Origin of the sequence: Nitrospirillum amazonense (assembly GCF_029594735.1) — a bacterium.
Classification (GTDB): domain Bacteria; phylum Pseudomonadota; class Alphaproteobacteria; order Azospirillales; family Azospirillaceae; genus Nitrospirillum; species Nitrospirillum amazonense.
Genome location: NZ_JARPAF010000002.1, coordinates 2,559,106 through 2,572,628, shown reverse-complemented (window position 1 = coordinate 2,572,628; position 13,523 = coordinate 2,559,106). Strand labels below are relative to the sequence as shown.

Here is a 13,523-nt window from a genome sequence, read left to right as displayed (position 1 = left end):
GCGCCATGCTGCCGCCCGAACTTGGGAGGCGCTTATGGCCAAGGTCATGGGATGGATGGTGTTGGTGGTGACGCTGCTGGCGGGGCGGGCCTGGGGCTCAGCCCCGCCCACCGCCGTGTTCGACGTGCAGTTCGTCAACAGCTCCCCCGCCGACACCACGGCGGAGGAGACGGCGCGGGTGGCGCGGCTGGGGCAGGCGCTGCGGGCGGCGCTGGCGAAATCGGGACGCTACTCCCTGATGGACATGACGCCGTGGGCCGCCACGCTGGCGGCGAAGCCGGCCCCGCGCGACTGCCCGCCCTGCGCGCTGGAGATCGCAGCCCAGGCGGGGGCCACGGTGGCCGTCATCGCCTGGGTGCAGAAGGTCAGCAACCTGATCCTGAACCTGAACATCAGCATCCGTGACGCCGCCACCGGCCAGGTGCTGAAGGGCGGCAGCGTCGACATCCGCGGCAACACGGATGAGTCCTGGGACCGGGGGCTGAAGTTCCTATTGGAGGAACATGTGTTGGAAGAAGGAAAGTAGGGTTCAGATCGGCTGGTCGAGGGAGGCCGCCAGCGGGGTGAACAGCTTCGGTCCCGTTTCCGTCATGTGCCAGCAATCCTCCAGCCGGATGCCGAATTCGCCGGGGATGTAGAGCCCGGGTTCGTCGGAGAAGCACATGCCGGGCTCCAGCGGTGTGGTGTCGCTTAAGACCAGGTAGGGGGACTCGTGGCCGTCCAGGCCGATGCCGTGGCCGGTGCGGTGCGACAGGCCGGGCAGGCGATAGCCGGGGCCCCAGCCTTCGCCCTCGTAATAGCGGCGCACGGCCTTGTCGATGTCGCCCACGGGAATGCCCAGCTTGGCGGTTTCCAGCGCGATCTCCTGCCCGCGCTTCACCGTGTCCCACACCTTGCGCTGGCGGGCGCTGGGGGTGCCGAAGACCCAGGTGCGGGAGATGTCGGACTGATAGCCGTGCACGGCGCAGCCCACGTCCAGCAGCACGGTGGAACCGTCCTTCACCACCTCCGGCTGGATCGAGCCGTGGGGATAGGCGCTGGCCTCGTTCAGCAGCACCAGGGAGAATTCGGGCCGGCCGCCCAGGGCGGCCGTGGCGCTGTCCACCAATGCTGCGATGTCGGCGGCGCGCATGCCCGGCCGCACATGGGCGTGGGCGTAGCGCAAGGCGGCCAGCGTCACCTCGTTGGCCACCTGCATCAGGGCCAGTTCCGCCGGCGACTTGTGCATGCGGCAGGCTCGGACCAGGGCGTCGCCGGAGACCAGGTCGTAACCCCTGGTCACCTGGCGGATGCCGTCGATGATGAAGAAGCGGGTGGTGGGTTCCACCGCAACCTTGCCCGCCGCCATGCCCCCCGGGGCCGCGCTGATATCCTTCAGGGCCTGGGCCAGGCGCTGGAAGGGGCTTTCATGTTCATCCCAGGCGCGGACGTCGCCGCCCACCTGCAGGGTCTCGCGCACCGACGGTTCCTCGAACGCGGGAGTCACCACGATGACCTGGCCCTTGGCGGGAATCAGGGCGGCGGTGGTGCGTTCGGAGCGGTGCCAGCGGATACCGGTGAAATAGTCCAGGCTGCTGCCCGATTCCACCAGGAAGGCGCCGATGCCCTGGCGGGCCATCAGGTCCTGCAGCTTGGCGATGCGGGCCCGCCGTTCCTCCACCGCGATGGGCTGGGCACCCGTGGTCAGCGACGTCAGGGCGGCGAGGTCGTCGGTGCCGGACGGGGCGGCGGCCCGGGCCGTGAGGGGAGCGGCGGAGAGAGGAAGGGTGGACGCGGCGGCGAGGAAAAAGCGGCGGCTGACCATGGTGAAGCTGTCCCGGATGTTTTTGGCCGGCCCTCCCGACGTCGGTCAAAAGGGGCCGGCGATCTGGCATCCCTCCTACCACAGCGCTGCCTTCTTTTCCCCGTCTTTCCCGATGGATGCGATGGTTTGGATATCTTATGCGGTCGCCGCACGCTGGCTCATAAACTGGCGCAAGCCGTCCTCCATCTCATCCCACACCCGGGCCAGGGCCGGACTTTCGCGCAAGGACTGGGCGTAGCCGGCGACCGCCGCGTGGCGGTCCAGCAGGTGCGTGCGGCCGGAGAAGCGCATCAGGCCCTCCAGCGTATAGCGCACCGGCACCAGCCAGGCGTCGGCGGTGCTGACCCGGCCACCGAAGGCGAAGGAGCCGCGCGCAGCATCCTCGGCCAGCAAGCCGTTCAGCAGGCCGATGCCACTGTCCAGCTTCGCCAGCTGCGCCTGGATGGCGGCCTCATCCGGCGTCTTGCTGTCGAACAGGCCGAACAGGGGAAAGGTCTCGCGCATCACGTAGTTGTCGGCCACGGCCGTCAGCAGGCGCACGCGGGCATGGTCCACCGGGTCGGCGGGACGCAGGGGGACGGCGGGGAAGGCGTCCTCCAGATACTCCACGATCACGGCCGATTCCGGGATGGACCGGCCGTCGTCCAGCACCAGCACGGGCACCCGCACCATGGGGTTCAGCGCCCGGAAGGCAGGGGAGGTGCGCCAGTCCTCCGGCGGGGTTAGGATGTCGACGGCCAGGTCCTTGGCATAGAGGGCGGCGCGGACGCGTGCGGCGAAGGGCGACAGGGCCAGGGAATAGAGTTTCATGGCGGCTCTCCACAGGAATGGGGATCAGGCGGGACGATAGGCTTGGGGAATTTCGTGGGCTTGGAAAAACGCGACCAGGATGGGGAAAACGCGTGCGCCCGGTGACGGCGGCGCCCAAGGGCGTGCTGGCGCCCGGGGCGGCGGCGCAGCGCTTCCGCCTGGGCCGGTATTTGCCGGCCGAGGATCTGGCGGCGGTGGTGGAGCATTACTGGGTGGTCGCCTGGGACCTGACCGGGCAGCCGCCCTATGTCCAGCGCACCTTGCCCTATCCCGCCGTGAATCTGGTGTTCGAACGGGGCCGCACCGCCATCTACGGCCCCATGCACGGCATCTTCGCCTATGAGCTGCAGGGCGCCGGCCGCGTGTTGGGCATCCGCTTTCGCCCCGCCGGTTTCCGCGCCCTGCTGGGGGCCCCCCTGACCACCCTGGTCGACCGCACCCTGGCCCTGGAGGCCGTGTTCGGCGCCGTGGCCGATGGTGCGGAGGCGGCGGTGCTGGCCGCCGAGGATGACGCCGGCATGGTGGCGGTGGCCGAGCCGCTGGTGCGCCGGAGGTTGATGGATGTGCCGGCGACGGTGGTGGAGATCAACCGGCTGGTGGCGCTGGTGGAGGCCGACCGCGACATCCTGCGGGTGGACGACCTGGTCGCACGCTGCGGCCTGGGCGTGCGCGCGCTGCAGCGGCTGTTCGCCGACCTGGTGGGTATGACGCCCAAATGGGTTATCCGCCGCGCCCGCCTGCATGAGGCGGCGCACCGCCTGGGCCAGGGCGAGGCGGTGGATTTGACCACGCTGGCCCAGGATCTGGGCTATTTCGACCATGCCCACTTCACCCAGGATTTCAAACAGGTCATCGGCCAGTCACCCTCCGCCTATCGCGAGGCCTGTGCCCGAAAGAACGACAGCGGGGATAGTCAAGAATGAGTATTCAGGATCGATTGCGCTGGCTGGTGCCGTCGGCGCTCGCGTGGTTCGTGGCGGACCAGGCGACCAAGGCCTGGCTGAAGCAGGTGCTGACCCCGGGGGTGGATCTGACGGCGCTGAACGGCGCCATCCTGGTGACGCCGGTCAACAACCCGGGCGCTTTCCTGAGCATCGGCGCTGGGCTGGACGACCATGCCCGGGGCCTGGTCTTCACCGTCGGCGTGGCCCTGGTCCTGGCTGCCCTGCTGGCGTGGAGCCTGCGGGCGAAATCCCTCAGCCGCATGGAACTGCTGGGCGCCGGCAGCTTCCTGGGCGGGGGCCTGGGCAACCTGCTGGACCGGCTGGTCCAGGGCGGCACCGTGTTCGACTTCCTGAATCTCGGCATCGGATCCGTGCGCACCGGCATCTTCAACGTGGCCGATGTGGGCCTGATGGTGGGCGTGGCCCTGTTCGTGGCCGGCGGCCTGCTGGGCGGGGGGCCGGTGGGTGGTCGGCGGCGAATTTAGTTATTGTCAGCAACTTTTCTGGACATCCACCGTTCCCGCGCGCACCTTGTTCCCGACCGATAAGAATAAACGGGAGAGGAACGTGCTGAACCATGACGCGGTGGCCGCCCCGGCGAACGCCCCGATCGCGGCGCCACAGGCCCCGGCGGGCGGCCTGATCAACCGCACCACGCTGCTGTGCCTGCTGGTCGCCGTCCTGGAGGGGGTGGATCTGCAGGCCGCCGGCGTGGCGGCGCCCAAGCTGGCCCCCGCCCTGCACCTGGCGCCGCAGGAACTGGGCGCCTTCTTCAGCGCCGGCACCATCGGCCTGTTCCTGGGGGCGCTGGTCGGCGGCCGGCTGGCCGACCGCTTCGGGCGCAAGGCGGTGCTGGTGGTCTCGGTCGCGCTGTTCGGCCTGTTCACGGCCGCGACCGCCCTGTCGCCGGACTTCACCACACTCTTCCTCATGCGCCTGGCCACCGGCCTGGGCCTGGGCGGCACCCTGCCCAACTTGGTGGCGCTGGCGGCGGAGAACAGCCCGTCGGGCCGCAGCGGCGGGGCGGTTTCCCTGATGTACGGCGGCATGCCCCTGGGTGGCGCCATCGTCAGCCTGATCGCCGTCTTCGCCGGGATGGGCGGCGGCTTCGACAGTTGGCGCACCATCTTCTATATCGCTGGTGGCGCGCCGCTGCTGGTTCTGCCCCTGCTGATCTGGGCCCTGCCCGATTCGCAGGTCTTTCGCGCAGCCGCGGCGGCGGACGGGGAGGCCCGGCCCGGCGTCCTAGCGATCCTGTTCGGCGGCGGCCGCGCGGTGGAGACGGTGCTGCTGTGGCTGGCCTTCTTCGCCACCCTGATGGTGCTGTACCTGCTGCTGAGCTGGCTGCCCCTGCTGATGACTGAACGGGGATTCACCAAGCCGCAGGCGGCGCTGATCCAGGTGATGCTGAACATTTCTGGAGCCATCGCTTGCGCCGTCACCGGGCCTCTGCTGGATGGTCCCCGGCGCTTCGGCTACGCCATCACCGTTTTCGTCGGCCTTGCGGTCTTCCTGGTGCTGCTGGCCGTGATGCCGGCCAACCTGGCGGTGGCCCTGTTGGTGGGATTGGGCGCCGGCGCCATGGTCCTGACCACCCAGGCCACTCTCTATGCCGCGGCACCCGCCTGCTACCCCACCGCCATTCGGGGCACCGGCGTGGGCGGGGCGGTGGCTGCCGGGCGCCTGGGCTCCGTCGTGGGGCCGCTGCTGGGCGGCGGCCTGGTGCAGGCGGGGCTGTCGGCACCGGATTTGCTGCTCAGCCTCGTGCCCCTGGTGGCGGTGGGCGGCCTGCTGGCGGTCCTGCTGATCCGGCGGCAGGCGCGCCGCCCGGCCTGACCCCCTCGCCAGCCCGCGCGGGAGCGTGTAACGCTGGCCCCCGTGAGAGTTGCGTGGGGGCGTGAATGGGGAAGAAAACGGATATGGTGCTGTCCGTGGCCGACATGGCCGGCACCGTGCTGTTCGCGGTCGAGGGCGCCATGGCCGCGCTGCGCGGGGGGCTGGACCTGTTCGGCGTCATGGTCCTGTCCTTCGCCACCGCGCTGGGCGGCGGTGTGCTGCGCGACCTGCTGATCGGGGCGGCGCCGCCCACGGCCCTGCGCGACTGGCGCTATCCCGCCATGGCCTTCGCCGCCGGGGCGGCCACCTTCACCGGTCATGCCCTGGTGGGCCAGGTGCCGGTGGGGCTGATGACCACCCTGGACGCGGCCGGCCTGTCGCTGTTCGCCGTGGCGGGCACGGAAAAGGCGCTGAACCGCGACATCCCGCCCTTCAGCGCCGTGCTGATGGGCACCATCACCGGCGTCGGCGGGGGCACCCTGCGCGACATCATGCTGGCCCAGGTGCCGGCCATCCTGCGGGTGGACGTCTACGCCACGGCGGCGCTGCTGGGCGCCGCCGTCATGACCGCCGCTATCCGCCTGGGCGTCGCCCCACGCTACGCGGCGCTGGCCGGCGGCGGGGCGTGCTTCGCCCTGCGCATGGTCAGCGTCTGGCAGCACTGGGCCCTGCCCACGGCGATGGGGCTGCAGGGCTGACTCTCAGTCGCGGCCCTGGTCATCCGGGGCGGGCGTGGCCGCGCCAGCCGGGCCATCGGTCTTCGGCTTGGCCTTCAGGGCGTCGGCGGCGGCCTTGTCGATGGGGATCATGCTGTCGATCAGGCAGACCGGCGGCACCGGCATGCCCACCAGGGTCAGCGGGTCGGTGCGGCACAGCTCGTCATTATGGGAAACGTAGGCGAAGCCGTAGAAGCCCAGCCCGGTGCAGCGGCCGGCCAGGTTGATGCGGATGAACTTGGTTCGGTCCTGCATCTCCACCAGGATGGTGCTTTCATCGATGACCTGGGTGCGGCGGATGGTACGGACCGGGATGCACATCTGGCCCCGGTCCTGCGACTCGGCCTTGGCCGTCTGGGTCCCGGGGGCGCCCTTGTCGGTGGCTGGGTCGGTGGCTGGGTCGGTGGCTGGATCGGTGGCGCAGCCGGCCAGTAGGCCGGCGGCAACGGTTGCGGTGATCAAGGCGGGGGCGAAGCGGAGCATGGCGGGGGCCTCCCAAGGCGTTCACCCTGGAAGGTAAGCGCCGACTCGCCCTGCCACAAGCGGCGGCCGCGTCGCAGGGGGCGGCCTCGCCCCAAATGACAGGGTTCGGGGCGGCGGGTTTTAGAGCTCCAGGCCTAATAGGCGAATCCGCGGCCGCCATGCTAGCATCCGGCCGATGTATAACGATGTCGTCGACCTGCGCGAATTCTACGAAAGCAGCCTGGGCCAGGTGGTCCGGCGGCTGGTGCGCCGCCGCCTGCGCGAGCTGTGGCCCGACGTCAGCGGCCAGCGTGTGCTGGGCATCGGTTACGCCACCCCCTTCCTGCGGCCCTTCCTGACGGAGGCGGAGCGGGTGATGGCCGTCATGCCGGCCGCCCAGGGCGTGGTCTTCTGGCCGCCCGAAGGGCCGGGCCTGGTGACCCTGGGCGAGGAATCGGAACTGCCGTTTCCCAACATGTCGGTCGACCGCGTGCTGCTGGTCCATGGGCTGGAGTTCACCGAGCACCTGAAGCCCATGATGCAGGAGATTTGGCGCGTGCTGGCCGGGGGCGGGCGCCTGATCGCCGTCGTGCCCAACCGGCGCGGCATCTGGGCCCGCACCGACCGCACCCCCTTCGGCCACGGCTCCCCGTTTTCCACGGGTCAGTTGCGCCGCGTGCTGCGCGCCAACCTGTTCGTGCCGGAGCGGGAGACGTCGGCCCTGTTCATGCCGCCGGTGAAGTCCCGATTCTTCATGGCATCGGCCGGGGCGGTGGAAAATCTGGGCGCCCGCTGGTTCAAGGCCTTCGCCGGCGTCCAGATCGTGGAGGCCAGCAAGCAGATCTACGCCACCACCGCCACCCGCGTGGTGGAGCCGCGGCGGCGCCTGGCCCCCTCCGTGGCGCAGCCGGCCTTCTCCGGCTTGGCGGCGGAACGGCGCCTGCTGCCCCGCCTTGCGGCCTCGTCGGGCGTGATCGTGGATCCCGATACGAAGCCCTGAGAATCCCGCAACGGTGCCGGGCGTCGGGATTCCGCGCGGACTCGTATTGGGGGTGCTTGACAGGGCCGAGGTCGCCTGTATAGTGCGCGCTCTCTTAGAAACGGGTCCTGTGCTAGGTCCCGTCGTTCCGTTTTGCGTGGGCGCTGGCCACTCTCGGCTGGGCCCGGCCAGATCAGTGGTGGGCTAGAATGTTCGCAGTCATCCGCACCGGCGGTAAGCAGTACAAGGTCGCGGCCGGCGACGTCATTAAGGTTGAGAAGCTGGCGGGTGACGCTGGCGCCTCCCTGAAGCTGGACGAGGTCCTGCTGGTCAGCGATGCCGGCAACACCACCGTCGGCACCCCGCTGGTGGCTGGCGCCGCCGTGACGGCCACTGTGGTGGCCCAGGCCCATGCGCCGCACATCATTATCTTCAAGAAGAAGCGCCGGCAGAACTACCGCCGCAAGAACGGCCATCGTCAGGACCTGACGATCCTGCGCATCACCGACATCCAGGCCGGCGCCTAATCGGCAGCCGACCTCCTCGATTTAAGGAGTTTTCGAGATGGCACATAAAAAGGCAGGCGGTAGCTCCCGCAACGGTCGTGACAGCGCCGGTCGTCGTCTGGGCGTGAAGGCCTTCGGCGGTGAAGCCGTCGTTTCCGGCAACATCATCGTCCGCCAGCGCGGCACGAAGTTCCACCCCGGCGCCAACGTGGGCCTGGGCAAGGACCACACCATTTTCGCGACCGCCGATGGCGCCGTGAAGTTCCACACCGGCCGTCAGGGCCGCACCTACGTGTCCGTCGAGCTGGCCCAGGAGCCGGTGGCCGTCGCCGCCGAGTAACCTGCCGCTTCGGCACCAGGTGTTTTGACTCTGATCGGGGGGACGGGTGACCGTTCCCCCGATTTGCATTTGCCGCGCGTCGCCCACGCGCTTTCGCTTCTTTCAGCTCTTTTCATAGGCCCCGACCGGGGCCGCCGGAGCGAGCACCGAAGGGCGGAGCGAGGACAAGCCAAGGCCACGGATGTGGCCGCCCGGCGTTTGAGGGTGCCTTTGATCCATCAGGATCAGAGGCCATTGATATAAGGCCCGCCCATCATGAAGTTCCTGGACCAGTGCAAAATCTACCTGAAGAGCGGTGACGGCGGCCCCGGCTGCGTCGGCTTCCGGCGGGAGAAGTTCATTGAGTTCGGCGGGCCGGACGGCGGCAACGGCGGGCGCGGCGGCGACATCGTGATCGAGGCTGTGGACGGCCTGAACACGTTGATCGACTATCGCTACAAGCAGCACTTCAAGGCCCAGCGCGGCGGCCACGGCATGGGCCGCGACCGCTCTGGCGCCGCTGGCGAGCCCATGGTGCTGAAGGTGCCGGTGGGCACCCAGGTCCTGGACGAGGATCAGGAGACGGTGCTGGCCGACATGATGGAGGTGGGCCAGCGCATCGTGCTGCTGAAGGGCGGCGACGGCGGCTTCGGCAACGCCCATTTCAAGACCTCCACCAACCGCGCGCCCACCAAGGCCGGCCCCGGCTGGCCGGGGGAAGAGCGCTGGGTGTGGCTGCGCCTGAAGCTGATCGCGGACGTGGGCCTGGTGGGCCTGCCCAACGCCGGCAAGTCCACCTTCCTGGCCGCCGTGTCCCGCGCCCGCCCCAAGATCGCCGACTACCCCTTCACCACGCTGGTGCCCAACCTGGGCGTCGTGCGCGCGGGTGAGGAGGAGTTCGTGGTGGCCGACATCCCGGGCCTGATCGAGGGCGCGCATGAGGGCCACGGCCTGGGTGACCGCTTCCTGGGCCATGTGGAGCGCACCCGCGTGCTGCTGCACCTGGTGGACGGCACGCAGGAGGATGTGCAGAAGGCCTACCGCACCATCCGGCGTGAGCTGCGCGCCTATGGCGGCGGCCTGGCGGAAAAGCCGGAGATCGTGGCCCTGAACAAGGTCGACGCCCTGACCCCGGAAGAGCTTGAGGAAAAGAAGCTGAAGCTGCGCCGCTCGGCCAAGAAGCCCGTCATGGTGCTGTCCGGCGCCACGGGCGAGCATGTGCCCGACGTGCTGTATGCGCTTCTGGAGCAGATCAAGGCTGCGCGCCTGATGGATGGCGAGGAAGCGCGCAGCAAGGCATACAAGGCGCGGTACAATCCCCTGGACGACATCTCCCAGGCCGACAAAGGGACACGTTAGAAAATGAACGACGCCGCCGCCCGCACGGAAATTTCTTCAACCGGTGCGGCGGCGTTGTTTGATGTCCCGCCGGTCACACAGGCCAAGCGCCTGATCGTCAAGATCGGCTCCGCCCTGCTGGTGGACGGGGCGACGCACCGCATCCGCCGCGACTGGCTGGACAGCGTGTGCGACGACGTGGCCGCATTGCGCCGCCGGGGCGTGGATGTGGTTATCGTTTCCTCCGGCGCCGTCGCCGTGGGGCGGGAACATCTGGGCCTGGTGGGCCGTCCGCTGAAGCTTGAGGAAAAGCAGGCAGCCGCCGCCACCGGCCAGATCCGTCTGGCCCACGCCTACCAGGAAACGCTTGCCCGCCACGACATCACCGTGGCCCAGGTGCTGCTGACCCTGGATGATACCGAGGACCGCCGCCGCCACCTGAACGGCCGCGCCACCATCGAGACCCTGCTGAAGCTGGGTGCCGTTCCCGTGATCAACGAGAACGACACCGTGGCCACCGCCGAGATCCGCTTCGGCGACAACGACCGCCTGGCCGCCCGCGTGGCGCAGATGATCAGCGCCGACACCCTGATCCTCATGTCCGACATCGACGGCCTCTACACCGCCGACCCGCGCAAGGATCCCAACGCCCGCCACCTGCCGGTGGTGACCGAGGTGACGCCGGAGATCGAGGCCATGGCGGGGGAACCTCCCGCCGGCTACAGCAGCGGCGGCATGGTGACCAAGATCGCCGCCGCCCGCATCGCCGTGGCCGCCGGCTGCCGCATGGCCATCGTCTCGGGCAAGCGCATGAACCCCCTGGCGGCGCTGGAGAAGACGGCGGAGCAGGGTGGGGCGCTGTGCACCTGGTTCCTGCCGTCGGCCGGCCCCGGCACGGCGCGCAAACGCTGGATTGCAGGGTCACTCAAGCCAGCGGGGACCCTGGTGGTGGATGAGGGCGCGGCCCAGGCCCTGGCCCGGGGCGGCAGCCTGCTGCCCGCCGGCGTGCGCGGGGTGGAGGGTGACTTTGAGCGTGGCGACCTGGTGGCCGTCCGCACCCAGGCCGGCCGCGTCATAGCCCGCGGCCTGGTTGCCTATTCCGCCGAAGACGCCCGCCGCATCCAGGGCCGCCGCAGCGCCGAGATCGAAGCCAGCCTGGGCTGGCGCGGCCGGGACGAGATGATCCACCGGGACGACCTGGCGCTGGGGTGAGGGTCTTTGTGAGACATGCCCATGGCCAATGAAGAGCAAAGGGTTGATCAAGCCCGGATGGCGGAGGCAACGGGTGAGTTTCGCAGGATGCTGGAAACGCTCCATCTATTGCGCAGCCCAGTCAATGCCGATCGTCTACGCAAATCCATCGCGGCGGCGGATGCGGGGCGGTTTATGGACTTCCCGCCGTTGGTTGCGCCCTGACTCGAAAACACCTCTTCCCCGAGTCGATTCCTTACCTGGACCCTAACGCGCTCGGCAATTCACGTAAGGATGATAGCTCGATATAGGGGTGGGGAATCGGGCCGGACACCATCTCATGGGCCCAGGTGGTGTGATAGGGCACGTGGAAACCCCGGCCGCCCAGGGCCGCCACGGGCAGGACGTCGGACTTCAGGGAGTTGCCGGCCATGGCGAAGTCAGCGGGGGCCACGCCGTGGCGGTCCAGCAGACGGCGATAGGTGGCGTCGTCCTTTTCCGACACGATCTCGATGCGGTGGAACAGGTCGGCCAGGCCGGAGCGGGCGATCTTGCTTTCCTGGTCGAACAGGTCGCCCTTGGTGATCAGCCACACCTCATGGTCCCGTTGCCGCAGGGTCTCGATGACCTCCACGGCACCGTCGATCAGTTCCACCGGATGGGCCAGCATGGCGCGGCCGCGCTGTACCAGCGTCTCGATGGCGATGCCGGGAATGCGCCCCTCCGTCAGTTCCAGGGCGGTCTCGATCATCGACAGAGTGAAGCCCTTGATGCCGTAGCCGTAGGTCGCCAGGTTGCGCCGCTCCACCAGCAGCAGGCGCTCATCGATGGTGGCTTGGTCCAGGTCGCTGTGGCGCAGCAACAGGTCGCGGAACTCGGCGTATGAGGTCGAGAACATGGCCTCGTTGTGCCAGAGCGTGTCGTCGCCATCGAGGGCGATGACGCGGGGCGGAAGCGGTCTGGTGGCGGCAGGCGACATGGTTTTCCTGGAAATAACAGCTGTGTGAAAGAGAGTGGATCTATAGTCAGCTACAAAGCGTGTGGAAACTGGCAAGCTGGAATGGGGTTAAGGGTGTGACCGCTGAAGAGGATATGACGCCTCACGACTACAGGATCCGCCGGATGGGCTACGGTTGGTTCTACTTGGGCGCCGTGGTGTTCCTGGCGGGCTTTTCGTTTCTTGTGGCGGCGGCCATCTTCGGATACCGAGGCATCGGCCGGGCCGCGGGGCAGCCTGAGTCGGCTTGGGTGGCCATTGGCATTCCGTGCGTCATGATGGCTGGCTCCAGTGTTTTCATCCTTCTCGGCCGTTGGATTATCCGGCAGTACAAGATGGGGCGCGTCAGTGGTCTGTGACCGGTGCGTCGCTCGCTTCCACACTTGAAGAAGACGATACCCCCGCCGCCCGCATCAAGGCCAGGCAGAGCAGGGATGCGGCCAGGCCGCAGGCGGCGGCGCTGGTCCAGCCCCAATGGCCGGCGAATGCTGCGAACAGCGGCGGCCCGATGAGGGAGCCGCTGGCGCCGAACTGGGTCAGCAGGCCGTTGGCGGCGGGCAGGCCCCGGTCGGATCCGGCCACGGCGGGCAGCATGGCGAAGGCCAGGCCGGGATAGACGCCGGATAGGGCGTTGAGCGCGATGACCACGATGCCGGCGATGGTGAGGTCCGGTGCCGGCCCGAACACCAGGAACAGCAGCAGGGCCGGCAGGACGATGCTGAGCGCCATCAGGGCGAAGGAGGGGCCGCGCGCCAGGTCCCGCCCGTGGTTGCGGTGGTTCCACCAGCCCGCCACCCCGCTGCCCGCCACGGTGGCGAAGGAGGCGACGCCGGTGATGAGCCCGGCGGTGTCGGCGCTGGCGCCCGCCTTGTCCACCAGGAAGGTGGGCAGCATCCCCAGCAGGCCAACCTCGAAGGTGGTGTAGCAGCCGAAGCCCACGGCCAGGGCCCAGGCGTGTCGGGTTGGTCCGGTGCCGCCCGCATCTGCCCCGCGCACGTGTGCCCCGACACCCGAGGTCATGGGCAGGGACAGCACCAGGGCGCCGGCCGCCACCACGCCGCCACCGAACAGGGCGCCGCGCCACGACCACAGCTCCGCCGCCCAGCCGGACAGGATGGCGCCCAGGGCCAGGCCCACGGGCACGAAGCTGCTCCACAGCGCCAGCGCCACGCCGCGCTGGCGCGAGGTCGCCGTCTCCAGGATCAGCATGGGGGCGGCGATGACGGTGGTCAGGTACCCGGCACTCTCCAGCACCCGCCAGGCGATCAACACCGCCGGGCCCGGCGCCAGGCTCTCGCCGATACCGCCCACGGCCAGGAACGCGGTGCCGGCCAGCAGCGCGGGGCGGCGGCCCACCCGCTGGATCAGCCCGCCGGCGATGCGGCCGAAACCGGCACCGCCGATCTCCAGCAGCGAGATCACCAGGGCCGCCAGGGTGAGGCTGAGGCCCAAATCGCGGGAGATGAGGGGGATCAGGGCCGACATCTTGCCCAGCTGGGCGGCGGCGATGACGCCGACGCAATAGAACCAGATGATCTTGACCCAGCGGCTGTCCATGATGCCCTCGAACGCGTGACGCCCACCGGAAGGGCGGGGGCGATATTTTTGGCATGGCCGGCCT

The 13,523-nt window shown here is 69.2% G+C and carries 17 protein-coding genes; 12 read left to right on the top strand and 5 right to left on the bottom strand.

Annotated elements, in window-relative coordinates:
• Window positions 1-34 precede the first annotated feature (34 nt).
• Window positions 35-526 carry a DUF3280 domain-containing protein gene (locus P5F91_RS17855; protein ID WP_277907761.1) on the top strand — a complete coding sequence of 164 codons (492 nt, stop codon included), beginning with the start codon at window positions 35-37 and terminating at the stop codon, window positions 524-526.
• A gap of 3 nt (window positions 527-529) precedes the next feature.
• Here the strand turns inward: P5F91_RS17855 and P5F91_RS17850 are convergent, their stop codons facing one another.
• Together P5F91_RS17850 and P5F91_RS17845 are read right to left on the bottom strand one after the other, a co-directional pair.
• The gene (locus P5F91_RS17850; RefSeq protein ID WP_145611215.1) at window positions 530-1,804 is read right to left on the bottom strand and encodes a M24 family metallopeptidase; all 1,275 of its coding nucleotides are present in this window, start codon (window positions 1,802-1,804) and stop codon (window positions 530-532) included.
• A 135-nt stretch (window positions 1,805-1,939) separates the two neighbouring features.
• Window positions 1,940-2,614, bottom strand: a complete 675-nt coding sequence (locus P5F91_RS17845) for a glutathione S-transferase family protein (RefSeq protein WP_145611216.1) — start codon at window positions 2,612-2,614, stop codon at window positions 1,940-1,942.
• 92 nt (window positions 2,615-2,706) lie between these two features.
• Between P5F91_RS17845 and P5F91_RS17840 the strand changes: the two genes are divergently transcribed.
• The 4 genes from P5F91_RS17840 (at window position 2,707) to P5F91_RS17825 (ending at window position 6,092) form a co-directional block, all read left to right on the top strand.
• On the top strand, window positions 2,707-3,537 hold the full coding sequence (locus tag P5F91_RS17840; protein WP_211106961.1) for a helix-turn-helix transcriptional regulator: 831 nt from the start codon (window positions 2,707-2,709) through the stop codon (window positions 3,535-3,537).
• Complete coding sequence (lspA, locus tag P5F91_RS17835; RefSeq protein WP_145611218.1) at window positions 3,534-4,043, top strand: signal peptidase II; 510 nt, start codon at window positions 3,534-3,536, stop codon at window positions 4,041-4,043. Before P5F91_RS17840 ends, lspA begins: the two co-directional genes overlap by 4 nt.
• Window positions 4,044-4,125: 82 nt before the next feature.
• Window positions 4,126-5,394, top strand: a complete 1,269-nt coding sequence (gene mhpT / locus P5F91_RS17830) for a 3-(3-hydroxy-phenyl)propionate transporter MhpT (protein WP_277907760.1) — start codon at window positions 4,126-4,128, stop codon at window positions 5,392-5,394.
• A gap of 65 nt (window positions 5,395-5,459) precedes the next feature.
• Window positions 5,460-6,092 (top strand): trimeric intracellular cation channel family protein, encoded by a 633-nt coding sequence (locus P5F91_RS17825; protein WP_145611219.1) that lies wholly within the window; start codon window positions 5,460-5,462, stop codon window positions 6,090-6,092.
• 3 nt (window positions 6,093-6,095) lie between these two features.
• Here the strand turns inward: P5F91_RS17825 and P5F91_RS17820 are convergent, their stop codons facing one another.
• Window positions 6,096-6,593, bottom strand: a complete 498-nt coding sequence (locus tag P5F91_RS17820) for a DUF6491 family protein (RefSeq protein ID WP_277907759.1) — start codon at window positions 6,591-6,593, stop codon at window positions 6,096-6,098.
• 175 nt (window positions 6,594-6,768) lie between these two features.
• Between P5F91_RS17820 and P5F91_RS17815 the strand changes: the two genes are divergently transcribed.
• The 6 genes from P5F91_RS17815 to P5F91_RS17790 all read left to right on the top strand — a co-directional run bounded on the left by P5F91_RS17815 (window position 6,769) and on the right by P5F91_RS17790 (window position 11,130).
• Window positions 6,769-7,572 (top strand): class I SAM-dependent methyltransferase, encoded by an 804-nt coding sequence (locus tag P5F91_RS17815; protein ID WP_145611221.1) that lies wholly within the window; start codon window positions 6,769-6,771, stop codon window positions 7,570-7,572.
• Window positions 7,573-7,760: 188 nt separating this feature from the next.
• Entirely contained in the window at window positions 7,761-8,078 is a 318-nt protein-coding gene (rplU, locus tag P5F91_RS17810; protein ID WP_004272539.1) for a 50S ribosomal protein L21, read from the top strand.
• A gap of 37 nt (window positions 8,079-8,115) precedes the next feature.
• Window positions 8,116-8,397, top strand: coding sequence for a 50S ribosomal protein L27 (gene rpmA, locus P5F91_RS17805; protein WP_004272538.1), 282 nt, complete (start codon window positions 8,116-8,118; stop codon window positions 8,395-8,397).
• Between the two features lie 255 nt (window positions 8,398-8,652).
• Window positions 8,653-9,735, top strand: coding sequence for a GTPase ObgE (obgE, locus tag P5F91_RS17800; RefSeq protein WP_277907758.1), 1,083 nt, complete (start codon window positions 8,653-8,655; stop codon window positions 9,733-9,735).
• A gap of 3 nt (window positions 9,736-9,738) precedes the next feature.
• Window positions 9,739-10,926, top strand: coding sequence for a glutamate 5-kinase (gene proB / locus P5F91_RS17795; protein ID WP_277907757.1), 1,188 nt, complete (start codon window positions 9,739-9,741; stop codon window positions 10,924-10,926).
• 21 nt (window positions 10,927-10,947) lie between these two features.
• Window positions 10,948-11,130, top strand: a complete 183-nt coding sequence (locus P5F91_RS17790; RefSeq protein WP_277907756.1) for a type II toxin-antitoxin system Phd/YefM family antitoxin — start codon at window positions 10,948-10,950, stop codon at window positions 11,128-11,130.
• Window positions 11,131-11,161: 31 nt separating this feature from the next.
• Here the strand turns inward: P5F91_RS17790 and P5F91_RS17785 are convergent, their stop codons facing one another.
• A complete protein-coding gene (locus P5F91_RS17785) occupies window positions 11,162-11,884 on the bottom strand; it encodes an HAD family hydrolase (protein WP_277907755.1) in 723 nt (240 codons plus the stop codon).
• A 95-nt stretch (window positions 11,885-11,979) separates the two neighbouring features.
• Between P5F91_RS17785 and P5F91_RS17780 the strand changes: the two genes are divergently transcribed.
• Window positions 11,980-12,261: a hypothetical protein gene (locus tag P5F91_RS17780; RefSeq protein WP_277907754.1), complete on the top strand. Its 282-nt coding sequence runs from the start codon at window positions 11,980-11,982 to the stop codon at window positions 12,259-12,261.
• Here the strand turns inward: P5F91_RS17780 and P5F91_RS17775 are convergent.
• A complete protein-coding gene (locus P5F91_RS17775; RefSeq protein WP_277907753.1) occupies window positions 12,248-13,459 on the bottom strand; it encodes an MFS transporter in 1,212 nt (403 codons plus the stop codon). The genes P5F91_RS17780 and P5F91_RS17775 overlap by 14 nt on opposite strands.
• Window positions 13,460-13,523: the final 64 nt, after the last annotated feature.

Coding starts and splice junctions, on each gene's coding strand:
- P5F91_RS17855 (WP_277907761.1), top strand. CDS start 35: ATGGCCAAGGTCATGGGATGGATGGTGTTGGTGGTGACGCTGCTGGCG.
- P5F91_RS17850 (WP_145611215.1), bottom strand. CDS start 1,804: ATGGTCAGCCGCCGCTTTTTCCTCGCCGCCGCGTCCACCCTTCCTCTC.
- P5F91_RS17845 (WP_145611216.1), bottom strand. CDS start 2,614: ATGAAACTCTATTCCCTGGCCCTGTCGCCCTTCGCCGCACGCGTCCGC.
- lspA (WP_145611218.1), top strand. CDS start 3,534: ATGAGTATTCAGGATCGATTGCGCTGGCTGGTGCCGTCGGCGCTCGCG.
- P5F91_RS17825 (WP_145611219.1), top strand. CDS start 5,460: ATGGGGAAGAAAACGGATATGGTGCTGTCCGTGGCCGACATGGCCGGC.
- P5F91_RS17820 (WP_277907759.1), bottom strand. CDS start 6,593: ATGCTCCGCTTCGCCCCCGCCTTGATCACCGCAACCGTTGCCGCCGGC.
- P5F91_RS17815 (WP_145611221.1), top strand. CDS start 6,769: ATGTATAACGATGTCGTCGACCTGCGCGAATTCTACGAAAGCAGCCTG.
- rplU (WP_004272539.1), top strand. CDS start 7,761: ATGTTCGCAGTCATCCGCACCGGCGGTAAGCAGTACAAGGTCGCGGCC.
- rpmA (WP_004272538.1), top strand. CDS start 8,116: ATGGCACATAAAAAGGCAGGCGGTAGCTCCCGCAACGGTCGTGACAGC.
- obgE (WP_277907758.1), top strand. CDS start 8,653: ATGAAGTTCCTGGACCAGTGCAAAATCTACCTGAAGAGCGGTGACGGC.
- proB (WP_277907757.1), top strand. CDS start 9,739: ATGAACGACGCCGCCGCCCGCACGGAAATTTCTTCAACCGGTGCGGCG.
- P5F91_RS17790 (WP_277907756.1), top strand. CDS start 10,948: ATGGCCAATGAAGAGCAAAGGGTTGATCAAGCCCGGATGGCGGAGGCA.
- P5F91_RS17785 (WP_277907755.1), bottom strand. CDS start 11,884: ATGTCGCCTGCCGCCACCAGACCGCTTCCGCCCCGCGTCATCGCCCTC.
- P5F91_RS17775 (WP_277907753.1), bottom strand. CDS start 13,459: ATGGACAGCCGCTGGGTCAAGATCATCTGGTTCTATTGCGTCGGCGTC.